22 protein-coding genes and 1 riboswitch are annotated in these 26,467 nt (G+C 43.9%); of the genes, 15 read left to right on the top strand and 7 right to left on the bottom strand.

Going from position 1 to position 26,467, the window contains the following annotated elements; translation table 11 throughout:
- The first annotated feature begins 31 nt into the window (after window positions 1–31).
- The 15 genes from BUB08_RS04380 (at window position 32) to BUB08_RS04310 (ending at window position 21,047) form a co-directional block, all read left to right on the top strand.
- A complete protein-coding gene (locus BUB08_RS04380) occupies window positions 32–1,522 on the top strand; it encodes an FAD-dependent oxidoreductase (protein WP_217651556.1) in 1,491 nt (496 codons plus the stop codon).
- Window positions 1,523–1,543: 21 nt separating this feature from the next.
- A complete protein-coding gene (locus BUB08_RS04375; protein ID WP_072999292.1) occupies window positions 1,544–4,483 on the top strand; it encodes an FAD-dependent oxidoreductase in 2,940 nt (979 codons plus the stop codon).
- Window positions 4,484–4,680: 197 nt separating this feature from the next.
- On the top strand, window positions 4,681–6,051 hold the full coding sequence (locus tag BUB08_RS04370) for a sulfatase family protein (RefSeq protein WP_072999852.1): 1,371 nt from the start codon (window positions 4,681–4,683) through the stop codon (window positions 6,049–6,051).
- Between the two features lie 105 nt (window positions 6,052–6,156).
- A complete protein-coding gene (locus BUB08_RS04365; RefSeq protein ID WP_072999290.1) occupies window positions 6,157–7,593 on the top strand; it encodes a carbon starvation CstA family protein in 1,437 nt (478 codons plus the stop codon).
- 16 nt (window positions 7,594–7,609) lie between these two features.
- On the top strand, window positions 7,610–9,319 hold the full coding sequence (locus tag BUB08_RS04360; RefSeq protein WP_072999288.1) for an FAD-dependent oxidoreductase: 1,710 nt from the start codon (window positions 7,610–7,612) through the stop codon (window positions 9,317–9,319).
- A gap of 31 nt (window positions 9,320–9,350) precedes the next feature.
- The gene (locus BUB08_RS04355; protein ID WP_072999287.1) at window positions 9,351–11,042 is read left to right on the top strand and encodes an FAD-dependent oxidoreductase; all 1,692 of its coding nucleotides are present in this window, start codon (window positions 9,351–9,353) and stop codon (window positions 11,040–11,042) included.
- 105 nt (window positions 11,043–11,147) lie between these two features.
- Window positions 11,148–14,204: an FAD-dependent oxidoreductase gene (locus BUB08_RS04350; RefSeq protein WP_072999285.1), complete on the top strand. Its 3,057-nt coding sequence runs from the start codon at window positions 11,148–11,150 to the stop codon at window positions 14,202–14,204.
- 464 nt (window positions 14,205–14,668) lie between these two features.
- The gene (locus BUB08_RS04345) at window positions 14,669–15,145 is read left to right on the top strand and encodes a lipocalin family protein (RefSeq protein ID WP_072999283.1); all 477 of its coding nucleotides are present in this window, start codon (window positions 14,669–14,671) and stop codon (window positions 15,143–15,145) included.
- Window positions 15,146–15,211: 66 nt separating this feature from the next.
- Window positions 15,212–15,898: a YiaD family glycine zipper/OmpA-like lipoprotein gene (locus BUB08_RS04340; RefSeq protein ID WP_072999281.1), complete on the top strand. Its 687-nt coding sequence runs from the start codon at window positions 15,212–15,214 to the stop codon at window positions 15,896–15,898.
- Window positions 15,899–16,104: 206 nt separating this feature from the next.
- Window positions 16,105–16,203, top strand: a riboswitch (TPP riboswitch).
- Window positions 16,204–16,278: 75 nt separating this feature from the next.
- The gene (locus BUB08_RS04335; RefSeq protein ID WP_217651554.1) at window positions 16,279–16,989 is read left to right on the top strand and encodes a class I SAM-dependent DNA methyltransferase; all 711 of its coding nucleotides are present in this window, start codon (window positions 16,279–16,281) and stop codon (window positions 16,987–16,989) included.
- 26 nt (window positions 16,990–17,015) lie between these two features.
- Window positions 17,016–17,810 (top strand): hydroxyethylthiazole kinase, encoded by a 795-nt coding sequence (gene thiM / locus BUB08_RS04330; protein ID WP_072999277.1) that lies wholly within the window; start codon window positions 17,016–17,018, stop codon window positions 17,808–17,810.
- A 12-nt stretch (window positions 17,811–17,822) separates the two neighbouring features.
- On the top strand, window positions 17,823–18,449 hold the full coding sequence (gene thiE, locus BUB08_RS04325) for a thiamine phosphate synthase (RefSeq protein WP_072999275.1): 627 nt from the start codon (window positions 17,823–17,825) through the stop codon (window positions 18,447–18,449).
- 118 nt (window positions 18,450–18,567) lie between these two features.
- Complete coding sequence (thiL, locus tag BUB08_RS04320) at window positions 18,568–19,572, top strand: thiamine-phosphate kinase (RefSeq protein WP_072999273.1); 1,005 nt, start codon at window positions 18,568–18,570, stop codon at window positions 19,570–19,572.
- A gap of 9 nt (window positions 19,573–19,581) precedes the next feature.
- The gene (gene thiD / locus BUB08_RS04315; protein WP_072999271.1) at window positions 19,582–20,388 is read left to right on the top strand and encodes a bifunctional hydroxymethylpyrimidine kinase/phosphomethylpyrimidine kinase; all 807 of its coding nucleotides are present in this window, start codon (window positions 19,582–19,584) and stop codon (window positions 20,386–20,388) included.
- Window positions 20,388–21,047, top strand: coding sequence for a TenA family protein (locus tag BUB08_RS04310; protein WP_072999267.1), 660 nt, complete (start codon window positions 20,388–20,390; stop codon window positions 21,045–21,047). The genes thiD and BUB08_RS04310 overlap by 1 nt, the downstream gene beginning before the upstream one ends.
- Window positions 21,048–21,103: 56 nt before the next feature.
- Here the strand turns inward: BUB08_RS04310 and BUB08_RS04305 are convergent, their stop codons facing one another.
- The 7 genes from BUB08_RS04305 to BUB08_RS04275 form a co-directional block, all read right to left on the bottom strand.
- Window positions 21,104–21,814, bottom strand: coding sequence for an NRDE family protein (locus BUB08_RS04305; RefSeq protein ID WP_072999263.1), 711 nt, complete (start codon window positions 21,812–21,814; stop codon window positions 21,104–21,106).
- Window positions 21,802–22,290, bottom strand: a complete 489-nt coding sequence (locus BUB08_RS04300) for a DinB family protein (protein WP_072999261.1) — start codon at window positions 22,288–22,290, stop codon at window positions 21,802–21,804. The genes BUB08_RS04305 and BUB08_RS04300 overlap by 13 nt, the downstream gene beginning before the upstream one ends.
- Before the next feature lie 54 nt (window positions 22,291–22,344).
- Window positions 22,345–23,376 (bottom strand): ATP-grasp domain-containing protein, encoded by a 1,032-nt coding sequence (locus BUB08_RS04295; protein WP_072999260.1) that lies wholly within the window; start codon window positions 23,374–23,376, stop codon window positions 22,345–22,347.
- 26 nt (window positions 23,377–23,402) lie between these two features.
- On the bottom strand, window positions 23,403–23,927 hold the full coding sequence (locus BUB08_RS04290) for a hypothetical protein (protein WP_139249616.1): 525 nt from the start codon (window positions 23,925–23,927) through the stop codon (window positions 23,403–23,405).
- Between the two features lie 136 nt (window positions 23,928–24,063).
- Complete coding sequence (locus tag BUB08_RS04285; RefSeq protein WP_072999256.1) at window positions 24,064–24,474, bottom strand: DoxX family protein; 411 nt, start codon at window positions 24,472–24,474, stop codon at window positions 24,064–24,066.
- A gap of 100 nt (window positions 24,475–24,574) precedes the next feature.
- A complete protein-coding gene (locus tag BUB08_RS04280) occupies window positions 24,575–25,345 on the bottom strand; it encodes a thioredoxin domain-containing protein (RefSeq protein ID WP_072999255.1) in 771 nt (256 codons plus the stop codon).
- 242 nt (window positions 25,346–25,587) lie between these two features.
- The gene (locus BUB08_RS04275; RefSeq protein ID WP_072999850.1) at window positions 25,588–26,073 is read right to left on the bottom strand and encodes a YHS domain-containing (seleno)protein; all 486 of its coding nucleotides are present in this window, start codon (window positions 26,071–26,073) and stop codon (window positions 25,588–25,590) included.
- Window positions 26,074–26,467 lie beyond the last annotated feature (394 nt).

Here is a 26,467-nt window from a genome sequence, read left to right as displayed (position 1 = left end):
CTGACGCTAATTCAATATGGACAAAAAGAAAATGAAAATATCAAGAAGAAAAGCAATCGAGAAAACAGTAATTGCTGCGGCAGGTTCTGCTCTTTTTACCAACATGGCTAAAACATCGGGGGGGGCTGAACTCTCAGAATCAAAAGAGACATACTCGCTAAAACGTGAAATACCTGTTTCCCAAAAATATGATATTGTAGTTGCCGGAGGTGGCCCTGCTGGTGTTGCTGCCGCAATTTGCGGCGCCAGACTCGGGGCTAAAGTACTGTTAATTGAAGCAACAGGATGTTTGGGAGGAATGGGGACTTCAGGGCTAGTTACAGCATTTGATCCAATGGCCAACGGAGAACATCTTTTGGTTGGTGGATTTATGAAAGAGATACTTCTCGACATGCACAAACATGGCTATCTCGGCCCTCAGGAAAAGCCTGAAATATTCACCAAGGCTTATCACCACTGGACACCTTTCAACGCTGAAGGATACAAACTTCTCCTCGACGAAAAAGCGGTTGACGCGGGCGTTGAAGTAAGGTTTTTCACGAAAGTAATCGACGCTGAAGCCGACAAAGAAAGTGGTAAAGTAAAAGGTGTTATTATCAATAACGTCGAGGGATACGAATTCATTCCTTCTAAAACTTTTATTGATTGTACAGGAGATGCAATCATGGCAAATTTATGTGGTGCCGATTGCAGGGAAGCTGGCAGAGATACTCAAAATATAATGCCGGCAACGCTTTGCTCATATTTTTGCAACATCGACTTCGAAAATAGCATCAGGGTTGGAACTGAGCATCCGATTTTACTGAAGGCTATTGAAGACGGACATTTTACGCAAACCGACAGACATTTGCCTGGGCTGTCGCGGGTTGGTGACACAATCGGATACCTAAACGGCGGACATGTGTTTAACCTGAATGCGCTCAGATGCGACAGCTTAACAAACGGGATGATGCTCGGAAGAAAAATTGCAAAAGAATACCTGTCTTTCTACAAAAAATATGTACCGGGATTCGAAAATGCAGAACACGCAACCACAGCATCGGTAATGGGTATTCGCGAATCAAGAAGAATAACTGGGGAGTATGAACTGAATTTTGAAGACTACATATCCAAGCGCGAATTCCCGGATCAAATCGGCATTTTCAACAAATCTGTAGATATACATGCATACAATGATTCGCTGGAAGAATTCAACCGCTTTAAAGAAGAATATCACAATACAGGGCGGCTAAAACAAGGCGAACACTTCGGCATACCCTACTCCATCTTAATTCCTAAAGGATGGTCGAATTTATGGGTTGCAGGATGTTGTAACTCAAGCGACATAAAAGTCCACGGCTCCATCAGGGTACAACCGGCTGCATCAATGATGGGACAGGCAGCCGGCACAGCTGCTGTACAATCAATAAAAACGGGGCAACCGGCAAACGATTTGAATACCGAAACTCTGGTTTTAACATTGAGAAACGAAGGTGCCATATTACCTCAGAAAAGGCTTTCTAAAAAAATGACGAGAATCTAACAAAATAATCAGATAAAATATATGCGCGGAAAAATAATTCTAACAGTATTTCTTCTTATCAATCAGCTAATCACAAATGCCTCTGCCAACAACCGGCAGTTTGTCTGGCAGTCGCAACGAGAAATAAAGGTTGTTAAGTCTGTTGATGTTATAATCATTGGAGGTACAGTATCTGCTGTTGCCGCAGCTGTTTCTGCTTCTAAAAAAGGAGCCGATGTATTTCTAGTTGCTCCCCGCCCATACCTTGGCGAAGATATGTGCGCCACACTCCAACTCAAAACAGAAAAAAACAGGAAGCTTAACTCCTCGCTTGAAAAGAAGTTGTTTGGAGATACCAGTGAAGTTACTCCTCTAAAAGTAAAGTCAATTTTGAATCAGGCGCTGGTAGACGCCAATGTAGATTTCATTTTTAGCTCTTATGTTACAGATGTTCTACGAGACGGACAAAACAACCCTTCCGGGGTTATCGTTGCTAACCGCGCAGGCCGGCAGGCAATTGCCGGAAAAGTTTTGATTGATGCGACAGACCGGGCCTGGGTAGCGAGGATGGCCGGGGCCGAGGCGTATGAATGGAGTGGAAAGGAAATTGAGTTCCAACGCACCGTTGTTATGCCCGGCAAAGAAAAGAACACCCCCCAATACGTCACGCACAAACTGAATATTCCTATGCCCAACCTTCATTTTTCCTCTTTTGCCCGAGCAGAACAAATCGCCCGAAAAAACACATATACTTCGGGGCAGCTCAGGGCTTCTGAATCGCTTTTCTGCATTCCTCCTGATCCGATTATTTGTGAAAAAGATGCAAAAAAATGGAAAGAAAAAGCAAGAAATGACCTTCGCCACTTCCAACCCAAAAAAATGGAAACCTTTTTCGTTTTAAGTGGTTGTGCCGACATTCCCCGTGCTGTTGCCGATTCGCTTCTTAAACCGGCAGCAATGGCTCAAATAGCAGAGGAAATTGGTATAGAAGCAGCCGAAAAAGCAAAACAAAAAAGTAACACGCTGTCAACCCTTTCCATAAAAAGCACACCTCCGGTTCAAAAATCAGCCGGCGATGTAAAAGAATTATTACAAGGGTTAAGGCCTGTTGATAAACCGGCAAATACAATAGTAAGTCACGCCACAGACGTCCCTGTTCTGGCAGATTACGATGTAGTTGTTATCGGTGGAGGAACAACCGGAGCACCTGCGGCAATAGCTGCCGGATGGTGGGGAATGAAAGTGCTCGTAGTTGAGTATCTGGAAGGGCTTGGAGGAATCGGAACTCTTGGATTAATTGGCAAGCCCTGGCACGGATACAACATCGGTTTTGCTGCCGAGGTTCCTTTTCCCGACGGGAATGCAGAGCCCAAAATGGAGTGGTATCGCTCGCAAATAGAAAAAGTAGGTGGTGATATTTGGCTTGGAGCAATAGGCTCCGGAGCATACACAGAAGGGAACACCGTAAAAGGCGCGGTGGTTTGTACTCCCGAAGGACGGGGAATTGTCAGGGCAAAAGTAGTTATTGATGCCACAGGAAGCGCAGAAGTTGCTATTGCAGCAGGGGCAGATTATATGTTTGGAGATATCGAAACCAATCATATTGCCTTGCAGGGAACCGGAATGTCATCAAGACCATTGGAAGGAAATTACTACAACAGCGATTACCTTTTGGTCGACGAAACCGACGTGGTAGATATTTGGCGTTCGCTGGTAAGCGTGCAAAATATCAAGGCTTCCGAAAATATTTACGATGCCGTCCCCATCATCCAAAGCAGGGAACGCAAAAGAATAGTCGGCGATTACATCATCAGCTATCTCGATCAGGTTGCCGAACGGACATTCCCTGATGTTATCGTTATATCCAGCAGTACTTACGATTCGCATGGATACCCAAGTTCGCCCTATTTTGCGCTGCTTCCGCACGACAGTATTTCAAGAAAGATGAATCAGCCTGCTCCGGGGGGAACTTGCTTTACTCCATATCGATGTTTACTACCCAAAAATTTTGATGGCATTATAGTTACCGGACTTGGAATTAGTATGGAACGAGATGCCACTGCAATGATTCGAATGCAGCTCGATTTGGCCAATCAGGGCTATGCAGCGGGAGTTGCAGCGATGCTGGCAATTACAAATGAAGTTCAGCCCAGAAACATTAACATCAAAGAATTACAAAAAATACTGATAAAGAAAGGGAATCTGCCTGACTCTGTGCTAACCCTTGAGGATTCCTTTCCTCTTCCAACAGAAAAAATAAAAGAAGCGGTAAAAGCTTACGGAAACGCGACAAACCCTACAACCGCAGGAAAACCGCTGGCAATAATGCTTTCACATAAAAACACAGCATTGCCAATGGTGAAAAAAGAATATAAAAACACATCAGGCCGGAGCAAACTTCGCTATGCACTTTTTCTGGGCATTTGTGGCGAAAAGGAAGCGGTTCCCACCCTTCTGGCAGAGTTGGAAAACTTCTCAGGCTGGGATGAAAAAATTTACCAGGGCTCCATGGCAGATTATGCCCACCTGCCGACTCCCATTGACGCAATAATTCTTGCCATCGGATACAGTGGTGACAAGTCGGGACTGCCGAAACTTCTTGATTTAACAGATAAGCTGGACTCAAGCGTTACATTGTCTCACCACCGCTCCATTGCTTTGGCTTTGGAAAAAATGGGAGATAAATCTGCTGCAGTACATCTCGCCAAATTACTGAAGAAACCGGGAATGCAAGGGCACGCTATGCTGTCCCTGGACAATGCCCTTACCGAACTCGACAACGACGGGAAAGGACCAAATCCCGTAAAAAACTCATCCTACGAAAAGCGGACAAGAGCTTTACGGGAAATTATATTAGCCCGGGTTTTGTACGAATGCGGAGATTATAACGGACTTGGAGAAAGCATACTGAAAAACTATCAAAAAGATTTGAGAGGTTTGTTTATCCGGCATGCAAATAAAATTTTAACTGATGAATTATGAAACAACCATGTAGCTTTGGTTCACAAACAAGCATAATTAAAATCATGGGAGTTCCATCGAAATGAGCTTGCGAACTCTATCGAGCACTTTTGAGATAAATACATTTGAAAACGTACAATTTTAATGAGATGAAAATGAGAACTAAACTACCGGCTTTAATTTTTCTTGGAATCACTTTTATATTGGGTTCCTGCAAAATGGAAAAAAATACTCAGGAGAGCAATCCACCCAATGTTGTATTAATATACTTAGACGACATGGGATATGGAGATTTATCGCTTACAGGATCAACTGGGTACAAAACGCCCAATATCGATAAAATAGCCAATAACGGAATGTTCTTTACTCACTTCTACTCCCCCCAGGCGGTTTGCTCTGCATCCAGAGCAGGGCTTCTTACCGGTTGCTACCCGAATAGAATAGGAATAACCGGTGCGTTAAGCCACAAATCGGAAATCGGAATTTCAAGCGACGAAAAAACCATCGCCGGTGTACTTAAACAAAAAGGATACAAAACGGCAATATACGGAAAATGGCACCTCGGATTTCAAGAGCAATTTCTTCCTACCAATCACGGGTTCGATGAATTTTGTGGTATTCCGTATTCCAACGACATGTGGCCTCTCCATCCCACAGGAACATATCCGGAGTTGCCGCTTTTCGAAAACGAAAATATAGCTAACCCGGCAATAACTCCGGAAGACCAATCGCAATTCACGACATTATTTACTTCACGTGCCATTGATTTCATCAAACGAAATAAAAACAGTCCGTTCTTCGTCTATCTTCCTCAGCCAATGCCACATGTTCCGTTGTATGTTTCAGATAAATTCAAAGGAAAATCAGAGCAGGGCCTATACGGAGATGTTTTAATGGAAATTGATTGGGGTGTAGGACAAATCATAAAAACACTCGAAGAAACCGGATTGATAGAAAATACACTTGTTATTTTCACATCAGACAACGGCCCCTGGCTCAACTACGGAAACCACGCAGGAAGCACTGGCGGACTAAGGGAAGGGAAAGGAACCTCTTTTGAAGGAGGGCAGCGTGTTCCCTGCCTGATGATGTGGAAAGGAGTAATTCCCGAGGCGACTATCTGTAATAACCTTGCTGCAGGAATTGATATTCTTCCAACGCTTGCTGAAATTGCTGACGCCCCACTACCTGACAATAAAATTGACGGGATAAGTCTTTTGCCTCTTCTCAAAGGTGACTTTGAAGCCAACCCTCGTCAGGAGTTTTATTACTACTATCGGAAAAACGCCCTGGAAGCCGTGAGGAATAACACATGGAAGTTGGTATTTCCACATCCAGGGAGAACGTATGAAAATTTTCAGCCGGGAAACGATGGTGCGCCGGGAAAGGTAGATGGAAATCATCAGTTTGAGGGAGGATTGTACGATCTGCGCAGAGACCCGGGAGAACGCTACGATGTAAGCAAAACATATCCCAAAATAGTAGAAGAATTAAAAAAGCTTGCCGAAAATGCACGCGAGGATCTCGGCGACGAATTAACCGGATTTCCAGGCAGAAACAGAAGAGAACCAGGGAAAATCAAAAACTGATAAAGAACTTATGCTAAACATTTCATCAAAAGAAAGAGTATCGTTTTCAACAGAAAATCGTAGTTTAGAAAACCATTGATTTTAAACAATAATTTTCTTAAAAACATGTATACTTTAATCATCTCTTTATTCATTTTAGTAGTTGGATACCTTGTCTATTCCAAATACATCGAACGCGTTTTTGGTGCCGATGCAAGCCGGGCAACGCCGGCAGTTACCATGACTGACGGTGTGGACTATATTCCCATGCCATGGTGGAAAATTTTCCTTATCCAGTTTTTAAACATCGCCGGGCTCGGACCCATTTTCGGAGCGGTGGCCGGAGCCATGTGGGGGCCGGTTGCATACCTGTGGATTATCCTGGGATCGGTGTTTGCCGGTGCGGTCCACGACTATTTTTCCGGAATGCTTTCCATTAAACACAACGGACTCAGCATTACAGAAATCACAGGTATTTATCTGGGAAGTGCTACCAAACAAATTATGCGCGGTTTTACTGTGCTGCTTATGGTTATTGTTGGCGCGGTATTTATTATGGGACCGGCTAAAATTCTGGCTGGACTAACGCCCGATTTTGCCAGCATGACTTTTTGGGTTTGGATAGTTTTTGCGTATTACGTGCTTTCCACACTGCTTCCTATTAATAAAGTAATCGGACGCATCTACCCGGTTTTTGGGTTTGCACTTTTATTTATGGCCGTAGGATTAATAATTGCACTGTTTGTAAAAGGATATCCTGTTCCTGAACTCACAACCGACAGTTTAAAAAACTTCCACAGCAGCGCCGATGAGTTTCCCATTTTTCCCATGCTGTTTATCACAATTGCCTGTGGTGCCATTTCCGGATTTCATGCAACACAGTCGCCGCTGATGGCCCGGTGCATAAAAAACGAAAAACTGGGACGGCGGGTGTTTTACGGCGCAATGATTACCGAAGCTGTGGTAGCGATGATTTGGGCAACCATTAGCATGAGTTTTTTTGGTGGAATACGCGAGTTGAACGATGTAATGAACGAACACCAGGGAAATGCAGCCTGGGTTGTTAACGAAACAGCCAACGTTTTACTGGGTAAATTCGGGGCTTTTCTGGCTATTCTTGGTGTGGTAGCTGCCCCCATTACTTCGGGCGACACGGCTTTTCGCAGCGCAAGGCTAATTGTGGCCGACTTTCTCAACCTGAAACAGGGGCCGCTAAAAAACCGGCTTTTCATTAGTATTCCGTTGTTTGCCATTGGTTTTTTCCTCACGCAAATAAACTTCGATGTTATCTGGCGTTATTTCGCCTGGTCGAACCAAACACTGGCAACCGTGGTCCTTTGGACAATCACCGTCTTCCTGGTAAAATACCGGAAAAACTTTTGGATCACGCTCCTCCCTGCGTTATTCATGACATCGGTTATTTCAACCTACCTGTTCCTTGCTCCAGAAGGATTTCATCTTTCAAAAGCAATTTCGTACACCGTCGGGTTCGGAATAACTCTTATTTCACTCCTGCTTTTCATTATTTATTTCAGAAACGAAAAAAGAAAAGACCATTATTAACGAATAAAATATTGCTATGTTTTCTACTAAAAATTTCCTGACTATTATTCTTGCATTCATTGCATCATCAGTATTTCAGCTTGATGCCCAGGGGCAAACAAAGGAATACGACATTGTAATTTACGGAGGAACATCAGCCGGGATTGCCGCCGCTATCCAAAGTTCGCGCATGGGCAAATCGGTAGTGGTAATTGAGCCAACTTCGCGTATAGGAGGGCTAACAACCGGTGGCCTTGGTGCAACCGACATTGGCAACAAACAGGCCATCGGCGGCATTAGCCGGGAGTTCTACCAAAACATCAAAAAATATTACGAAAATCCGGAGAACTGGAAATGGCAAAAACCGGACGAGTATCGGCAAAGCAGAAACCGAAAAGAAGAAGATGCCATGTGGACATTTGAACCGTCGGCTGCAATGAAAGTCTACGAACAGATGATGGCTGCCGAGGAAATTGACGTAGAATACAAACAACGGTTAAACCGGAAAACCGGTGTAAAAAAGCAAGGGCAAAAAATTGTTGAAATTGAAATGGAAAGCGGAGAAAAATACCGCGGAAAAATGTTCATCGATGCCACTTACGAAGGTGATTTAATGGCAACTTCGGGCGTGACTTACACATACGGCCGCGAGTCGAACAAAGAATACGGCGAAACGCTGAACGGCGTTCAGGCAAACGACATCGGAATTACCTTAAAAAGAACCGTTTCCATGAACAGCGTTCATCACAATTTTATTGATGGCGTTGATCCGTACATTGTTAAAGGCGACCCGTCCAGCGGATTACTTCCGTTTATTGTTGAGGGCGGCCCCGGAATTGACGGGCACGCCGATAAAGGAATTCAGGCCTACTGTTTTCGCATGACGCTGACTGACCATCCCGAAAATCGCATCCCGTTTAAAAAGCCGGCCAATTACAACGAGCTGGAGTACGAACTCCTTTTCAGAAATTACGAAGCTGCCGACGGACCGATTGAAGAGATGTACAGTTACGGCGATCCGCTTGTGCCGTGGATCAATTCACAAATGCCTAACCGAAAAACGGACACCAACAACCAAAAAGGCTTTTCAACCGACTTCATCGGGCAAAATTACGATTATCCGGAAGCCGGGTACGACGAGCGGGAAGAAATTATAGAGCGCCACCGCAGTTATCAGCAGGGATTAATGTGGACACTTGCGTACCATCCGCGTATTCCGGAAAAAGTAAGAGACGTGGTTTCGCAGTGGGGAACATGTAAAGACGAATACGAACGGAAAGACGGCTGGCAACAGCAGCTTTACATCAGGGAAGCCAGGCGAATGATAAGCGATTATGTGATGACCCAAAAAAACTGCGAGGGACTTGAAGTAGTTGACGACCCCATAAGTCTGGCTGCCTACGGAATGGACTCGCACCAGGTGCAGCGGTATGTAGATGCCAACGGTTTTGTTCAGAACGAAGGCAATGTAGAAGCACATGGATTTTCGCCCTACCCTATCAGCTACCGGTCAATCGTTCCGAAAAAGGATGAGTGCAACAATCTGCTGATTCCGGTTTGTGTAAGTTCAACTCACATTGCGTTTGGATCCATCCGTATGGAACCCGTGTTTATGATTTTAGGACAATCGGCTGCAACTGCCGCAGTTTTGGCCATCGAAAACAAAACAGACGTGCATTCCTTAAATTACAATTCACTTAAAGAAAGATTACTGAAAGACAAACAGATACTCACCCACAATCCGTAAATCTATTTTAGCAACTATCAAATCCAATAAAATGAAAACAAAACCTATTACCCGATATTTGTACACCGCTATTTTCGCTGCTGTTCTTTCGGCAGTGCTGTTTGCGGGGTGCAAAAAACAACCTAATGTTTACAAAGCCGACGTGGTTATTTACGGAGGCACCTCTGCCGCTGTTATTGCAGCCGTGGAAGTAGCACAGTCGGGCAAATCTGTAATTATGGTTTCTCCCGACGCGCACCTGGGCGGGCTCACGGCCGGAGGATTGGGCTGGACAGACACCGGAAAAAAAGAGACCATTGGCGGACTGGCCCGGAATTTTTACCACCGCGTGTACAACCATTACCAGCAGCAAGAGGCATGGAAATGGATGAAAAAAGAAGAATATGGCAATACCGGGCAGGGAACTCCGGCGATAGACGGCAACATGCGCACCATGTGGATATTTGAACCGCACATTGCCGAGCAGGTTTTTGAAGAACTGGTGAGGGAAAACAACATTCGTTTGTTCCGGGATGAATGGCTCGACCGTGAAGCAGGCGTGGAAAAATCCGAAGGAAGAATCACTGCTTTTGCTACCCTTTCAGGAAAAAAATTTGAGGGGAAAGTTTTTATGGATGCCACTTACGAAGGCGATTTAATGGCATCTGCCGGTGTTAGTTACCACGTAGGGCGCGAAGGGACAGACGTTTACGGCGAAGAATGGAACGGTATCCAGACCGGAGTTTATCACCACCGGCATCATTTTATGGTGCTCGATAAACCGGTTGATCCGTATAAGATTCCGGGAGATGCTTCCAGCGGACTCCTTCCGCGCATCAGCCCCGATCCTCCGGGAGAAAAAGGAAAAGGAGACCACCGGGTGCAGGCCTATTGTTTCAGGGTGTGCATGACCAACCATCCCGACAACCGCATCCCTTTTCCAAAACCCGAAAAGTACGATTCAACTCAATACGAGTTGCTGGTACGCATTTTTGATGCCGGGTGGCGTGAGTGGTTCCAAAAATTCGACATCATTCCCAACCGGAAAACCGATACCAACAACCACGGGCCGTTTAGTAGCGATAACATCGGGATGAACTACGATTACCCGGAAGCCAGCTACGAACGCCGGAAAGAGATCATCAACGAACATGAAACCTACCAAAAAGGACTTCTGTGGTTTGTGGCCAACGATCCCCGGGTGCCGGAAGAAATTCAAACCGAAATGCAAAAATGGGGTCTTCCAAAAGATGAGTTCATTGATAACGGACACTGGCCGCACCAACTGTACATTCGCGAAGCCCGAAGGATGAAGGGCAAATTTATTATGACCGAAAATGAATTACTGAAACGCACCCCGACCCCCGAATCAGTTGGGATGGGTTCGTACACCATCGATTCGCACAATGTGCAACGATACGTTACTAAAGAAGGGCACGTGCACAACGAAGGCGATATCGGAGTTGGGTTGCCCGGCCCGTACGAAATTGCTTACGGATCTTTGGTGCCCAAAAAAGTGGAGTGCAAAAACCTGCTCGTCCCTGTCTGTGCATCGGCCAGCCACATTGCTTTTGGCTCCATCCGCATGGAACCCGTGTTTATGATTTTAGGACAATCGGCTGCTGTTGCCGCCTGCATGGCCATCGACGAAAAAATTGCCGTGCAGGACGTAGAATATGAAAAACTGAAAAAACTGCTGCTCGAAAAAGGGCAGGTTCTCACAATGGCAGACGCCATAAAATAATAGCATTTACCACGACAGAAGCAGCAAAAAAGAACTACCATAAATGTGTTGTTTTCCCCTCATCTCACCCGATGATTGAATTGTAGAAAACAAAATACCAATAAAATGAAACGACGTAATTTTATAAAAACCACGGCAGCCGGGTCTGCCCTTTTTATGACTCCCGGGGCATTTGCCTTTGGAAAATCCATGAACGAGCGGAATAAATTCTGCTACCAATCAGAACGAAAAATTCCGGTAGCATACAATGTCGATGTAGTAGTAATTGGCGGCTCATTGGCTGCGGTGGCTGCTGCCGTTGAAGCAAAAAAAGCCGGTGCAAAAGTATTCCTGGCAGCACAGGAGCCCTACTTGGGCGAAGATGTTTGCGGTACGTTCAGGCTGTGGACTGACGACACGAGCATTTACAATACAAAACTCGGCAAAGAGATATTCGGCAACGGGCTTCCCACGCCTATGCACGTAAAACGTACACTCGACAATGCGCTAATCGACAACGATATCGATTTTCTGTACTCCAGCTATGTAACCGATGTACTAAGCGACAAAAACGGACAGCCCGCCGGAGTAGTGATATCCAACCGTTCGGGCAGGCAGGCTGTTATTGCCAAAACAATTATTGATGCCACACCGCGGGCTATGGTTGCCCGGATGACCGGCGCCCAGTTTGGCAATTATCCTTCAGGGAAACAGGACTTTAAATTTACGGTAGTCGGGAATAAACTGAAAGAAGCTCCCGGCCTCTCAGGAATGATTCACAAAACTCCGGTTCAGATTAAATTTGCATCCACCGGGTCCACGCAGGGAAGTGGTTTTTCCGAGTCGGACATCCGCTACAAGGCCATCGAATATTCCATTCTGATAGATATGAAAGACGGAAGCTGGGACTCTTTTGCTGAGGCAGAACAGGTGGCGCGCGATTTAACCTGGGATGCCGACCAGGTAGAATCGGCCGACTTGCTTTTCCAAAATCCGCCTGACAAACTCGTAGGCCAGAAAAGATGGAACAACGAAAATGTTGATGCTGAAAATATCAATCTGAAAGTTTTCCTGCCCCGTAAACTGGATAACCTGTTTGTGTTGGGCGGAAGCGCCAACCTAAGCAACGAAGCGGCAGAAACTCTGCTTCAGCCGGGAAAAATGATTAGGATTGGAGAACGAATAGGAAAAGAAATTGCCACGCTGGCAAATACCCTTGAAATACCAAAAAACGCAAAAATAAAAGGAATCAGCGGCGGCGAACTCGTTGCCGGAGATGTTGGTGAAATTCTGGACGGATTGCGCCCTTCTATGAATATTGGAGAAGTTGTTGCAGAAGAAACCAGTCTGCCGGTTCTGGGAACATACGACGTGGTTGTAATGGGTGGCGGAACTGCCGGTGCACCAGCTGCCGTGGGAGCAGCACAGCAGGGTGCAAAAACGCTGGTGCTCGATTACATGCACGGCATGGGTGGTATGGGCACCCTAGGAATGATTGGACGATATTACCACGGATACCGCGAAGGATACACCAACATTGTTGACCTCGGAGTTAAAAACATGGGGCCCGATAATCCGCGGAAAAAAGAGTCGCTGGCAGCATGGGTATTCGACTGGAAAACAGAATACTTCAGAAAAGAAATCCGTAATGCCGGAGGAAACATCTGGTTTGGTGTACTGGGTAGTGGCGCGTATGTCGAAAACGGCCGGGTTAAAGGCGTGGTAGTAGCCACTCCCGAAGGAAAAGGCGTGGTGCTGGCTCACACGGTAATCGATTCCACAGGAAGCGCAGACATCGCCATTGCGGCAGGTGCTCAATATCATTATGCCGACGGGCTTTCTGTTGCCATGCAGGGTTCCGGGCTGCCGTTCAAAAATCCGGACGACTTTTACAACAACACAGACTGGACCTTTATTGACGATTCTGACCTGCTGGACGTGTGGCGCGCTTTTGTTGTTGCAAAAGACAAGTTCAAAGACCAATACGATATTGGAAAAATACCACAAACCCGCGAACGCCGTCGCATGATTGGCGATTTTACGGTGGGAGTGCTCGACGTGTACAACGGCCGTACTTATCCTGACACCATTTCTGCCCACTTGAGTTCTTTCGACACACACGGTTTTACCGAAGACCCGTTCTTCTCACTAAAACCTCCGGCTCACAGCGGAGTAGATGTTCTGGCTTTTGTTCCGTTCAGGTCGCTGCTTCCCAAAGGGCTCGAAGGAATAGCAGTTACCGGACTGGGTGCCAGCGCTCACCGCGATGCCATGCCGGTTATCCGCATGCAACCCTGCCTGCAAAATCAGGGTTACGCAGTGGGAATTGCCGCAGCCTGGGCAAAACTGGATAACAAAAAAATACGTTACGTCGATATTAAAGCGCTCCAGAAAGAGCTGGTGAAAATCGGCAGTCTGCCCGAGCATGTGCTAACCGATGTGGACAATTACCCGCCTTCGTACGAAAAAATTCAACAGGCAGCAAAATCAGTGGTAAACGATCTGGACGGGCTGGAAACCATACTCTGGGATAAAGAACGGGGAATTTCGGCGCTGAATGACCAGTTCCACCTCACACAAAACAAAGCGGAGAAACTGGTTTATGCGCGTATTTTAGGAATGTTGGGCGAACCAACGGGATGGCAGGAACTAATTGACGCACTGAATGAATACGACGACTGGGACGAAGGATGGAATTACACCGGAATGGGACAGTTCGGGCGCAGCATCAGTTACCTCGACAGCCTGATTATTGCAGCAGGAAGGACAAAACGAAAAGAGGTATTGCCCGCTGTGATCCGCCTGATGGAAAAACTAACGCCAGAAAGCCACTTCTCTCATTTCAGGGCAGTGGCCATTGCGTTGGAAACCATTGGCGACCACAGAGGTGCTGAACCAATTTTCAGAATTCTCGAAATGCCGGGCGTTCGCGGGCATTCCATGCCCGATATAAAAACAGCAAAACGATTAACTCCTGCTCATAAAAACGATGTTTCAACCCGAAACAACTCGTTGCGGGAGCTGATTCTGGGACGGGCGTTATACAAATGTGGCGACTTTAACGGCGTTGGAAATCAGATTCTGAATGAATATTCAAAAGACCTGCGCGGCCACTATTACCGCCATGCAAGCGGTGTTCTGCAAATGTTTTCGGGCCAAAAAGAAGTAGATGTAGAATTGTAAAATACAATTGCCGGAACTTTTAATAAGAAGCCGTTTCGAAGTACAATTTGAAACGGCTTCTTACTTTTATAGAATCGCCAAGCAATTCCAATAAAAGCGGGGTTGCCTTGGGTTCTTCAAACATGCGTTGAGTAATTTGAATCTGCTAAGCACAGACTGGTGCTAAAAGAAATAATTTTTCACAATGGCGTAACAAACCGATAAAATTATAACATTCTATATATAAACACATTAAAACAAGACAAGAACTCCCCGTCCTAATGCCGCTGAGTTATATTGTTGTATCCGGGAAAATCCAGTATATTTGCCGGCAAAACACTTATTGACCCTTTTCTGATTTAACCTCTATTTTCTAGAAAAAAGCGTTTGAACAATTTACTGACGGCTCAATACCAGAGCACGATGTTCGTTGTTATATAAGAAGGAAACAAAGCAAGAAACAAAAACAATTAAAACAATTAAAAATGAAAATTAACTTAATTCTTCTGTCGCTGTTCTTAATGTTTGCGGCATGCAGTACAACAAAACAAGTGCGAACCTCACAAAGAGGGCTCAAAGGAAGTTGGACTCTTTCCTCGGTTTCAACAGACCGTGGAAATACTGTTTCCATCAAAACCTTGTTTAACCAGGCATCTCCAAGTTGTTTTGAAAACAGCAGTTGGAACTTCGTGAGCAACAACAATTCGGGGACATACCGTTTTAACAATGGTAGTTGCGACGACTCAACTCATTCCATCAAATGGTTTATGAAAGACAATGGCGACGAAATTTCCTTCCTATGGAAATTTATTCCGGAAGGAATGAAGGCCAAAGATGTAAAAGCCGGCTACGAATTAAAGCTGATTTCTGAATCGGAGTCTGAATTCTTTTTGGCACAGAACGCCATATTAGAAGGCAGTACCATTACTATTTATTATCAGTTTGTAAAAAATCAGGAATAACTCACGAAGCGAAACGAAAAAAAATCACACAAAAATGATAGCAATTATCATTAAAAATTAAAACAGATGAAACACATTACAATTTTAGTACTTGGGCTGTTCATTTCCAGCCTGTTTTTAAATAGTTGCACATCCATTCAGAATGCAAACAGTTCACAAAAAGGAACCGGCATTGGCGCTGCTGCCGGAGCCGCATTGGGATATTTAATAGGCGGAAAAGACAACAGAGCCGCAGGAGCATTGGTTGGCGCTGCTGTTGGTGGTGGAGCAGGTGCAATTATTGGGCACAAAATGGACAAGCAGGCCGAAGAAATTGAAACGGTTATGCCGGGAGCAGAAGTAATACGCAGCGAAGAAGGAATACAGTTGATTTTGGATGAAAACGCCGATGTCCGCTTCGAATTTGACAGCTCTGACTTAACAAGCGAAGCCCAGACCAACCTCAATAAATTAGTGGAAATACTCAGCAGATACGCCGATACCGACATAATGATCAGCGGACATACCGACAGCGATGGCAGCGAAGCATACAACCAGACATTGTCAGAAAAAAGAGCGGCATCTGTTGTTCGCTTCTTAACATCAAACGGAATTGCAGACGCACGGTTAAATTCTGTGGGGATGGGCGAATCTGAACCACGGGTTTCAAACGATACAAAAGAAGGAAAAGCGCAAAATCGCAGGGTAGAATTCACCATTACTGCCAACGAAGACATGATTAATGCCGCAAAACAAGAAGCAGGCGAAAACTAGTTTTTTTCGAATTTACGTTCCAATAGAGAAGCTTAACTACTCCTGAAAAATCAGGTAGTTAACAAATAAATCTCATACAATTAAAAGGTGGAGTTCTCTTTTCGGGGAACTCCTTTTTTGTGAATACAACACCGTAAATTCTTTACATGCGCCGGCCTCTTTGCTGAGGTTTTGTTCTTCTTTCGCAAAAAAATAATACTTTTACACCTTCTCGTTAGGGGTGTCTGTTGCAAAAAGCAGGCTGAGATTATACCCTGAAACCTGATATGTATAATGACAGCGGAGGGAAACGAAGAGTGCATTTGAATTTTATAATAAATTAGGATACAAGCCGTTTCGCTATACTGCGAAGCGGCTTTTTTGTTAAAGCAAATTAAATTATGAGTACAAGTATGAAAAGTGGGTTCGACGAACATGCATCAGAATACGATGCATGGTTCATGAAAAACACAAATGTGTTGTATTCCGAAGTAAAGCTGGTTGCGCATTTTCTTAAAAATTCGAAGGATGTTTTTTCGGTGGGTTGCGGCAGTGGTCTTTTCGAAATGATTCTGGAAAAAGATTTTGGCATCTCCATAAAAAATGGTCTGGAGCCGTCAGCCGGAATGGCAAATATCGCCTGCAAACGCGGAATGACAGTGGATATAAATCCTGTAGAACAAGCTGACCTGGGCATCGACAAATACGACACCGTGCTGTTTAACGGCACCCCCAGTTATATTACCGACTTGCAGGCTGCATTCAACAAAGCTTTTGCAGCACTCCGCCCGGGAGGTAAAGTTGTAGTAATTGACGTTCCTAAAGAAAGTTCGTACGCACTGTTGTACAATCTCGCAAAAGCAGTTGGCACCTGGGAGCATCCATTACTCGAAGGGGTTCATCCGGAAGACCCTTATCCCATTGAATTTGTAAAAATAGCCAATTGGAGAACCACCGCAGAAAAAGTGGAGATGCTAAAAAATTCAGGATTTCACAATTTAGAATTTGCGCAAACACTAACACGGCACCCCATTTATTCCAATAACACGGCAGAGGAACCCACCGAAGGGTACGACCGCGGAGATTACGTAGCCATTTGCGCCCGGAAATAAATTCAGAACGATAAAAAACGAATACAATGATAAACGCAAAATCAATTTCGACAGATTTAGCTGCATTGAGAGCCAACAGTCCGTTGGTGCACAACATTACCAATTTTGTGGTAATGAATAACACGGCAAACGCATTGCTGGCCATTGGAGCATCGCCGGTAATGGCGCATGCTGTTGAAGAGGTGGCCGACATGGCCGGCATCGCATCTGCACTGGTTATCAATATTGGCACCTTAAATCCTTTGTGGGTAGAAGGAATGATAAAAGCCGGAATAGCGGCAACGGCAAAAGGGATTCCTGTAATTTTCGATCCGGTGGGAGTTGGAGCAACGCCCTACCGAAACGAAGTTGCCACCCAAATTATTGAAAAATGCAAGCCCACGCTAATTCGCGGAAACGCTTCTGAAATAATGGCGCTGGCCAAAGAAAATGTGGCTACCAAAGGTGTAGACAGCACCGTATCGGCCAATGCCGCTTTAGATGCCGCAAAAAATCTGGCCGTTGAAACTGGAGCTGTTGTTGTAATCAGTGGTGCAGAAGACTTCATTACCGACGGAAAACAGGTTCTTACCATTAAAAATGGTTCGCCGCTAATGCCCAAAGTTACCGGCATGGGATGTACTGCATCGGCTGTATTGGGAGCTTTTGCAGCAATCAACAAAAACACGTTGCTGGCAGCAGCCCACGGGATGGCAGTAATGAGCATTTGTGGAGAAATTGCCGCAAAAAAATCGGCAGGTCCGGGAAGCTTACAAATGCACTTTATCGACACGTTGTACAATCTTTCCGATAAAGATATTGCTGATCTGTTTATTGCTTAAAAAGAAGGAACAATGAAATCATTTGATTTAGGCTTGTACCTGGTAACAGACCGTGACTTGTCGCTTGGCCGCCCGCTGGAGTTTATTGTGGAAGAAGCAGTAAAAGGCGGCGTTACCATGGTGCAATTACGCGAAAAAGCATGCAGCTCGCTGGAGTTTTACCAACTGGGAATCCGGTTGAAAAAGCTACTTAAACCCTACGCTGTTCCGCTTATTATTAACGACCGGCTTGATATTGCCCTGGCAGTTGATGCCGACGGACTGCACATCGGACAAAGCGACTTGCCCTGGGAAGTTGCCCGCCGGCTGTTGGGAAAAGACAAAATATTAGGGCTGTCAGTAGAAACGATGGAACAGGCCGAGGAATCCAATAAGCTGGACATCGATTACATCGGCATTTCTCCGGTTTTTGCCACGCCAACTAAAACCGATACTTTTCAACCTTTTGGGTTGGAGGGGGTAAAAGCAGTTAGTTCTATTGCCCGCCATCCCAATGTTGCAATTGGCGGTATTAATATGAATAATGCAGCGCAGGTTATGGCTCAGGGAGCAAACGGAATTGCCGTGGTTTCGGCTATCTCTTCTGCCGAAAACCCGCGGCTTGCAGCAGAAGCATTAAAAAACGAAGTGACCGGATAACACCACAAAAATTAGCGGCACAGTTTTGTCCACTGCCTTCTTCACAAAACGAGGATTGGGAAAATGGCTGGTATAAACGCCGCCAATTTGTTTTCTTTGTAAGTTAAATCGAAAAAAAATGGAATTAAAGGAAATAGGCGAGTTTGGTTTTATCGAACGTTTTGCTCCTGAATTTAAAACGCTGTTATCTAAAAATGTGATGGGCATTGGCGACGATTGTGCCATTTTACCCATGAATGAAAATTCTGATTTGCTGGTAACAACCGACATGCTGATTGAGGAGATTCATTTTCTGCGCGATAAAATTACGCCGTGGCAACTGGGCTATAAATCTGTGGCAGTAAACCTGAGCGACATTGCCGCAATGGGTGGAACGCCGCTGGGAACTTTCTTATCCATTGCTATTCCGCCGGGCATTTCGGTGGAATATCTCGACGAATTTATGAACGGGTACCATGCAATTTCCGATAACTATGAAACCCCGCTTTACGGGGGCGACACCACCCGGTCTGTAAAACACCTGGCAATTAATGTGTGCGCAATCGGGAAATGCCCAAAGGGAGAAGCCCGGTTGCGCCGGAATGCCAAAACAGGCGATTTAATTTGTGTGACCGGAAACCTGGGCGATTCTGCGGGCGGTTTGCAATCCATGCTAAGTCAACTGAAAACTTCCGAAGATATTGAGTATTTGCTGCAACGGCACCATCTGCCCGAACCGCAAATGAAAGCGGGGCAAACCCTGCTTGGTTTTTCCGGTGTTCATGCCATGCTGGACATTTCCGACGGCATTGCTTCGGATCTGGTGCATATTCTGAAAGCCTCAAAAAAATCGGCACACATTAATTTGGAAAAATTGCCTTTATCCGATCCTCTTAAGCGGGTTTGCGAATTGCAAAACTGGAGCCCGGAAGAGCTGGCTTCGGGAGGAGGCGAAGATTATGAACTGCTTTTCACGCTGGCTCCTGAACAATTAAATGATCTGCAAAAGGCATTTAGCAGCCGGGTTGGTAAACCTTTTTATGTTATCGGCGAAATAGAAAACGGAGAGCCGGTAATTCAGTGGTACAAAAACGGACAAAAAGTGGCTTTTTCAAAAGCCGGATTCAATCATTTTCAAGAATAAAAAATAAGAATGAACTACAATCGTGTTTTAAGCATTGCCGGAAGCGACCCCAGCGGAGGCGCCGGTATTCAGGCCGATTTAAAAGCCATATCAGCATGCGGTTGCTACGCCGCAACTGCCATTACTGCTGTTGTTGACGAAAATACTGTTGGGGTTTTCGGAGTACATCCAATTCCCATCGATTTTGTAAAAGGACAAATCAAATCGGTGCTCGACGATATTGGCGCCGATGCAGTAAAAATAGGCATGTTGCACTCTTCGGAGTTGATTCGGGCAGTAAAAAATGCATTGCAACCCTACGGAATCCGAAATATTGTTTTTGACCCGGTAATGGTGGCAACCTCGGGCGATAAGCTTCTGCAGGACGAAGCCATTGAAACGCTCAAAAATGAGCTGATTCCCATAACACGTGTAATTACGCCCAACATTCCCGAAGCAGAAATACTTTCCGGGAAAAAAATCTCCTGCCAGGCAGACCTTCCGGCGGTTGTAAAAGATTTGTCGTGCAACGGAACTGTTTCGGTATTGCTTAAGGCCGGCCATTTAACGGAAGACGAGCTGACAGATATTTTTTACAACGCCGAAACAGATGAAACTATTGAGCTGCGTTCAAACCGAGTAACAACTAAAAACACGCACGGAACAGGTTGTACATTTTCTTCGGCAGTGGCATCATTTCTGGCCAAACAGTTGCCGCTGAACGATGCTGTACGCAGCGCCAAAAACTACATCAACCGGGCTATTGTTGAAGGTTCGGGCTATGAAATAGGAAAAGGGCACGGTCCCGTTCATCATTTTTATCAATTTTGGAAATAATGCGGGTTACGGCACAGGGCAAATTCACACAGGAATTATGGAAAGCCACGGTTCCTGTTTTCCAACAAATTATAAACAGCCGGTTTATTACGGAGCTGGCCGGGGCCACCCTTCCGCTAAAATGTTTTGCTCATTACCTGTCGCAGGATGTGCTTTATTTGCGACAGGATAATGAAGCGCTGAAGCTTTTATCACAACGGGCACCCAACGAAACTGAAAAGGACTTTTTCCGGCAGTTGGCTATAGATGGAATTGCAGTGGAACAGGCTATGCAAAACGAATATCTGGTACATTTTAACATTCGGGAAGCCGAAAAACAGTCGCCGGTATTTGACGGATACGGGCGTTTTGTACTTGCTTCGGCGCAACACTCCCCCTACCCTGTTGCTTTAGCTGCGCTGTTGCCATGTTTCTGGCTTTACGGCGAAGTTGGACAGCACGTCATAAAACATCAGACGCCTGATAATCCGTACCAGATGTTTATTGATACCTACGCCGGAGATACCTACGATAATGTTACGGTTCGGTTTATTCAACTCATTGAAAAATACGGACAGCAAGAATCTGCCTCGGTAAAACAGGACATGAAAGAAGCTTTTCTCAAAAGCTCCGAGTATGAATTCATGGTTTTTGAGGAAGCGGCGAATGTGCCCCTCTGAATGCAAAACAAACGGCAACTACTTTCACTTTGTTCGGAACAGATGCAACCTGCAAATTAAATAGTAAACTCGCAGCTATATTTTTTGTTTTCGACTAAATCAAGGTGTATTACGGCGGCTTTCCCCGAAGGATTCACGCTTAGCTGACTAATGCTTTGGGTGATAATATCCCGCTGGTATTCTTCTATATAAGCGACATCCAGATCATCAATTTTATGGCTGGCATGAAAATCAATTACATCAGCGGCACCTGGCTTTTTGTACTTATCAATAAACTTATGAAAAGCCTCCTTTTTGTATTGACGAATAATTTCGGGATAAAGCGTTACCGACGACCAAATATAGTTACCCAGAGCATTGAGTTTGTTTGTTGATTTTTGCAATCCGTCCCAAATTAACTCGTATAGTTCTCCACGATTAAAAACAACAAGAGTAAAGGGTTGAATATCGGCTAAATCAAGTTCCTCCCATGTGTTAATGCAATTATCGCTGCTAATAATGTCGAGAACTATCAGCCCGCGACTACGCCGGTAAAATGGCTTTACCTGATGCTTTACCTTTGCACCGTTTAGCAAAACTACCATCTGCCCTGTTTTACGGTAAGCGAACCATGTGCCACCCGCATGCGAATCTTTCGGAAAAAACACTTCTTTTCCGTTAATAGTATAAGGCATGGGTAAAAGGGCTTTGGAACGCAACTGTGTTTCGTCGCGGTTTGATGTAATAATTACCTGCCCGCCCGTATTTATATAACTTACTGTGCACATTTTTTCCGGTATTCGATGGTAGCAGGGGCAACTCCAAACCTGCTGTTGTACTTAACAAACGGAAAGCTGTACAATGCAACTCTTATTAGCGCCTGGTGATGAATGGAGTGTTCCAGGTTGTACAACAACTCACGAAAATAACTGCTTTGCAACATGGTTACTTCACCCGAAATGGTATGTTTCAACACCAGCAGTTTATCTTCCTCCTGAACAGAGCCTATTAAAATATCCAGATGTTTAACGGCTTGTTCAACATGTTCTTCAATTGACAAATCCCGAGGCCGATCGTCGTAATTAACAGTACCACTGTTATAACCTTTGAGCAAACACTCGTAAAGTTCGATAATGTGCCGCATATGCTGACCAATTGTAGCGCCACCCAAATTAGGAACCGGTTGCGCATAATCTTTATCCGACAGTTGCTCTGCCACAGCTTTTAAATCAGCGAAATTTTCAATAATCGATTGGAAATTCATAATATATGTCATTTAAAGTTCCTATAAAACACTTTTTCTGAGTTCTAATAAAATTTAGTGCTGTCGACTGCGTGTGTGTTTTAAACCGGCAATAGCAAACCGCCACGCAGAATCGGTTTTTGCACCGTTTCTTCTGTTTCTCCGGCTTATTTCAAAAATAATGTTCATGTGCCTAAACACATCCCGATAGGCTTGTCGCAAATTGTATTCGGGGTCGTAAATATGGGTCGGTTCAGAATTAACGCCGTTTATCTCTATAATTTTCATATTGTTACCACTCTTCAAATCACTGGGAGTATGCACCTTAACATCGAATCGGCCATAATAAAACCCGGGATATGAGCGGGCAATTTGGTCGAATGTATTTGCAATTTCATCACAAACCAGGTAATTACTATTCCTGAAGATTGTACCCCTGTTGTGATTTCCCACCGGCTCGATTAAAAGCTTTTCTCCTTTAGGTAACACACTATTCCATTTATCGGCAAAGCGTTGTTGCAAATAGTCTTTTCGATGATTTATACGGCGATTATTACTCAGTAACTCGGCCAACGTTTGCCGACCATCACCCTCTGCATAAAAAAACTCTTTGGAAGTTATTGAGGAAATAACAGGGTTTTCGGTTCCAGGCATCCGGTAATAAAACACACCGTATTCCAGAGGGTAATCGATGTACTCCTGAATAAGCAACGGGGAGTGTTGATGAGTATAAATATATTCAACCAACTCTTTTTTTGAGCGAATAAGCTCTACCCCGATTCCGCGCTCGCCCACATCGGGTTTCACAATAAAAGGCAGAGGAAACCTGCACTGGTCAATGCTTTTTAATGCTTTTTCGGGAGATAAGCCGGAATCAACAAAAAAAGTTTGAGGCCTGTATTTTTCGGGAATAAAATCTGAATAGCTGTGTTTGGAAAGGTGGAAAGCTCCTCCGAATTTCATTCCGGGGTTAGTTGCTGAAAAATAGACAATTCGGAACCCCGATCTAATAACCAGTATAAAACTATATAGTACAGCAGGCAAATAGAATAGCCACATCGGCCAAAACTCAAATTCGCTGATTGCTTTCAGTCGCTTTTTATTCATAATCTAATTAAAATGACATCCATTCTTTAACTCTTCCTTCCAATAAACCTTGCTACATATTGTTTCAGTTCTCTGGTTTTAATTTCTTTTTTGAATTTCAGATAATCAATAACTATTGATTTTAATTCGGGGTCTTTTCGGAATTGTTCTCTGAGGATAAAAACAAACCCGACATAAGGCAATGCAGCAGCCGTAATTGCCCACAAAGGGATTAGCCGATTTAGCCGACAATAGATATAAACAAATTTCGCGATAAAGTTTAATACGAAAAATAAAACCGGAATAAGCGCCGCTATTTTTAAACTATTTGTAACGTAACCAACATAAATTGTAAGCCCCGGCATTGCAATAAGATCTATCCAAAAAACAAAAATGCTCCAGAACGTAAGCGACACACACACGTAAAGAGAAAATGCCAGATGATTGTTTAAAACCAGTTGTGCCAGCCTGTCTTTTTCTGATGCAGCTATATCCTCACGCCCCATAACATAGGAGCAGAAGGCGTCGCGGCTACAATTACATTGGTATGTATTTTCTACTTCCCTATCCACAAAACTTTATTTAGTGTTTTCCTTTCGAACTATTGTTCTTCCATTGTATTGTGGTTCAATTTCATAATCACAACAAAATCAAGATTGTGTTTATTTGCAAGCTCATCTGCCTGTTTCGGAAAATTGGCAAAAATGTTCATTGCTTTTTAAATAGAAGAGTAGGGATAATTTTACTTGTATTTCTATGAAACAAAATAACATAAACAACAGCCATTAGAAATGAACTTAATGCCAGAGTAAACAGCAATCCGCCATCGCTGTTACCACCCCACTGAACAACTATGCCCAGCGGAGTGAACAGATGCGACCCGATTGCTCCAATCATTAGTCCGATGGTTAACAATGCACCGTGCAGCGAGGTGCGTGGCAAAAGCAATAAAACGGCTGTTACAAGTTCCATGATACCAACGAAAATCCGGCCAACGGGCTCAGCTCCCAAAACGGTAAAAATATGCACCGCTTCTGCATGACCGGTAAACTTAAAATACAGGGTTTGCACTAAAATAACGGCAATGGCTAAACGTAAAATAAAACTGATGTACTTCATGGTTCTCTATTTTAATTAAACTTTAGTTTAGTTATTTTTTCCAATCGGTATTTGCTTTTTTTACCACAAACAGGCAATGGCTTTTTGAAAAACTCAAGTGTTACTGAATACTTTCATCCAGGAGTTCTTTTATTTTACCATACGCCATAATTCCCTCTTTCTTAAAAACATTCACTCCACTACTGAATAACATAAGAGTAGGAACAGACTCAACATGATACCTGTGTGCCAAAGCATTATTGGCTTCTAAATTAGCCTTTACTATTTTTACTTTTCCGGCATATTCCTTTTCCAGTTTTTCGATATCCGGCATCATTTTCTTGCAGGGAGCACACCACGGTGCAAAAAAATCGACAAAAACGATATTATGTTCTTTAAGAATTTTATCAAAATCGTCGGTCGAATAAATTATGTCCGTTATTTTTTTTGCATTTTTTTCTTTTATGAGCGGGTAACCTAACAGCCTCCATTCAATTGTTCCACGCCTTAAGTTGTAAACTTTGGCATAACCATTTTGGGTTAGTACACGAGCGACATCACGGCTTCGATCTCCCGAAAGACAATAAATATAAATGGGTACTTCTTTGGACAGTAGCAGAAGCTTTTTTTTGAGTTCTCTACTTTCACTATCCATATTTGTAGCCCCTTCAATATGTCCCCTCGAAAATTCATCGGGCGTTCTTACATCCAAAATTATTCCGGCATCCGTTTTTATTAACTGTGAAAATGTTTTGGAGCCTACATTCTTAAATTCTTGCGCATCAACAGAAAAAACTATTCCCACAAAAAATAATATTAGAAACAATTGTTTTAAAATCCATTTTGTGATGGCCTCAGTAATTACATTATTGCTATTTAGAGCTAATTTCATCCTTGTTCTTTATTATCTTCCTTAACACTGGTTAACTCCTCTTAAAGGCTGATTAGATTCAGATATTACGTTAAGCCCGCAATTTTTTTCAAATGAAAATATTTCCATCCCCAAATTTCAAAACCGGGAGCCATTTCAAATTCCCGACCGATTTGCAAAGTTTCTTTCATGCTCAACTTTTTGTGTATTGCATTATAAAATCGACTGGCAGTCCGGAAAATCGTATAGCTTTCAACATAGTATTAGTTTTCAATTATTTTGTCCCAATTGACATTTGCCTGCCTTAACAGGTTTTGTTCATCTTTATCCCATTTGGTTTTAGTATTATTAAAAAGAAAGTCATAGAAGAGGTAGAGTTTACCATTAACGATTTTAAATGTTTCGGGATTAATTTTTACTTTCTCGCCGCTGTCCCCGAGAGCGTATGCACACCAACCCCCATATTGGGGTTCCCATTTTTCGGGAGAAGCCACAAACTTTTCTCTGTTTTCCTGATTGGCAAAGTTGTAGAGCACGCCTTTGTATTTATAATAAATTGCAAGCTTCCCTTTTACCGCCTTATTCTGAGTAAAATAACAAACAGGGTCATAACCGTCTATCGCTAACCCATCGCGCCCTATGTTATACTGTGCAACTCGTTGTTTTTCTGTAAAGCCTTCATTGGGCTGTGCAAAAACGCTTATCGAAAAAAAGACCGAAACAATGATTAAGAATGATGTTTTTCTCATGTATTTGCACGACATTTTTGGCATTTGGATGTGAGTTTTAAAAATTAAAAACCGTTGTCATTTGTATATGTTACGGATTACTATGATTTAAAAATAATTAAAAAAAATAAGTACAGGGCAAAAAAGCCGAATAAGATTCACCACTTATTTTACTGTGGCATACCCCGTTGGGATTACATTTCAAATTTCAACACGAACTGAGAACACCCTGTGGTCAGACAAAAAAAGCCTTCAAAAGCCTCACTGACACCAAAAGGCAATCAAATTAAACAGCAACTGCACTTTCCCCAAAAAGCTCATCTGAGTCCTCCGGGTGAGTCGCGCCTTCAGCAGGCAGTTCCTTTTGTGCCGGGCCACTTTGCCAAAATCCCAACATATAGGGATTGTCACTCCT

The organism is Mariniphaga anaerophila (assembly GCF_900129025.1).
GTDB lineage: Bacteria > Bacteroidota > Bacteroidia > Bacteroidales > Prolixibacteraceae > Mariniphaga > Mariniphaga anaerophila.
This window is presented reverse-complemented; position numbering and strand designations above follow the sequence as displayed.

Excerpts from the sequence above, each read along its gene's own strand:
- BUB08_RS04380 (WP_217651556.1), top strand. The coding sequence starts at position 32 with ATGAAAATATCAAGAAGAAAAGCAATCGAGAAAACAGTAATTGCTGCG.
- BUB08_RS04375 (WP_072999292.1), top strand. The coding sequence starts at position 1,544 with ATGCGCGGAAAAATAATTCTAACAGTATTTCTTCTTATCAATCAGCTA.
- BUB08_RS04370 (WP_072999852.1), top strand. The coding sequence starts at position 4,681 with ATGGAAAAAAATACTCAGGAGAGCAATCCACCCAATGTTGTATTAATA.
- BUB08_RS04365 (WP_072999290.1), top strand. The coding sequence starts at position 6,157 with ATGTATACTTTAATCATCTCTTTATTCATTTTAGTAGTTGGATACCTT.
- BUB08_RS04360 (WP_072999288.1), top strand. The coding sequence starts at position 7,610 with ATGTTTTCTACTAAAAATTTCCTGACTATTATTCTTGCATTCATTGCA.
- BUB08_RS04355 (WP_072999287.1), top strand. The coding sequence starts at position 9,351 with ATGAAAACAAAACCTATTACCCGATATTTGTACACCGCTATTTTCGCT.
- BUB08_RS04350 (WP_072999285.1), top strand. The coding sequence starts at position 11,148 with ATGAAACGACGTAATTTTATAAAAACCACGGCAGCCGGGTCTGCCCTT.
- BUB08_RS04345 (WP_072999283.1), top strand. The coding sequence starts at position 14,669 with ATGAAAATTAACTTAATTCTTCTGTCGCTGTTCTTAATGTTTGCGGCA.
- BUB08_RS04340 (WP_072999281.1), top strand. The coding sequence starts at position 15,212 with ATGAAACACATTACAATTTTAGTACTTGGGCTGTTCATTTCCAGCCTG.
- BUB08_RS04335 (WP_217651554.1), top strand. The coding sequence starts at position 16,279 with ATGAGTACAAGTATGAAAAGTGGGTTCGACGAACATGCATCAGAATAC.
- thiM (WP_072999277.1), top strand. The coding sequence starts at position 17,016 with ATGATAAACGCAAAATCAATTTCGACAGATTTAGCTGCATTGAGAGCC.
- thiE (WP_072999275.1), top strand. The coding sequence starts at position 17,823 with ATGAAATCATTTGATTTAGGCTTGTACCTGGTAACAGACCGTGACTTG.
- thiL (WP_072999273.1), top strand. The coding sequence starts at position 18,568 with ATGGAATTAAAGGAAATAGGCGAGTTTGGTTTTATCGAACGTTTTGCT.
- thiD (WP_072999271.1), top strand. The coding sequence starts at position 19,582 with ATGAACTACAATCGTGTTTTAAGCATTGCCGGAAGCGACCCCAGCGGA.
- BUB08_RS04310 (WP_072999267.1), top strand. The coding sequence starts at position 20,388 with ATGCGGGTTACGGCACAGGGCAAATTCACACAGGAATTATGGAAAGCC.
- BUB08_RS04305 (WP_072999263.1), bottom strand. The coding sequence starts at position 21,814 with ATGTGCACAGTAAGTTATATAAATACGGGCGGGCAGGTAATTATTACA.
- BUB08_RS04300 (WP_072999261.1), bottom strand. The coding sequence starts at position 22,290 with ATGAATTTCCAATCGATTATTGAAAATTTCGCTGATTTAAAAGCTGTG.
- BUB08_RS04295 (WP_072999260.1), bottom strand. The coding sequence starts at position 23,376 with ATGAATAAAAAGCGACTGAAAGCAATCAGCGAATTTGAGTTTTGGCCG.
- BUB08_RS04285 (WP_072999256.1), bottom strand. The coding sequence starts at position 24,474 with ATGAAGTACATCAGTTTTATTTTACGTTTAGCCATTGCCGTTATTTTA.
- BUB08_RS04280 (WP_072999255.1), bottom strand. The coding sequence starts at position 25,345 with ATGAAATTAGCTCTAAATAGCAATAATGTAATTACTGAGGCCATCACA.
- BUB08_RS04275 (WP_072999850.1), bottom strand. The coding sequence starts at position 26,073 with ATGAGAAAAACATCATTCTTAATCATTGTTTCGGTCTTTTTTTCGATA.